The organism is Acinetobacter sp. A47 (assembly GCF_000805455.1).
Lineage (GTDB): Bacteria > Pseudomonadota > Gammaproteobacteria > Pseudomonadales > Moraxellaceae > Acinetobacter.
In genome coordinates, this window is sequence record NZ_JSUS01000033.1 from 1 (window position 1) to 366 (window position 366).

General features: G+C 47.3%; 1 protein-coding gene. It reads left to right on the forward strand.

Annotated elements, in window-relative coordinates; translation table 11 throughout:
- Nucleotides 1–366: hypothetical protein (locus OC23_RS19450; protein ID WP_038344428.1), on the forward strand; the 366-nt coding region annotated here is incomplete at both ends.

A 366-nucleotide genomic window follows, 5' to 3' on the forward strand; every position in this document is an offset into this window, starting at 1 on the left:
AGTTCGACGGCTGTCACGGATTTCGCCAGTCGCGAACAATATACTGAGACAAAACCGCAGTTGCTGCCGATGTCCAGTACGTCAGCGCCCTTCAATTCTTCATCAATGGCGTATTGCTTGAAGCGAAAACCCGTAGGCTTCAGGCCTGTGATTCCCAGTTCTTCAAAAAAAAAAATACAAGCGCCCCATACGCTGAAGTTTACTTTACAGGTAGTCTATGTATACGTCATTGCGATAGGAAATCGCAGCGTTTGCGATGGTAATACCCTCGATGGAATCTACCCCTATCAGGTCAAGGCTTTCTTTGATCTTATCAACCCTGCCTACAAGTATTGGCGTGCCATAACCTTGCCCTTACCACTGCAG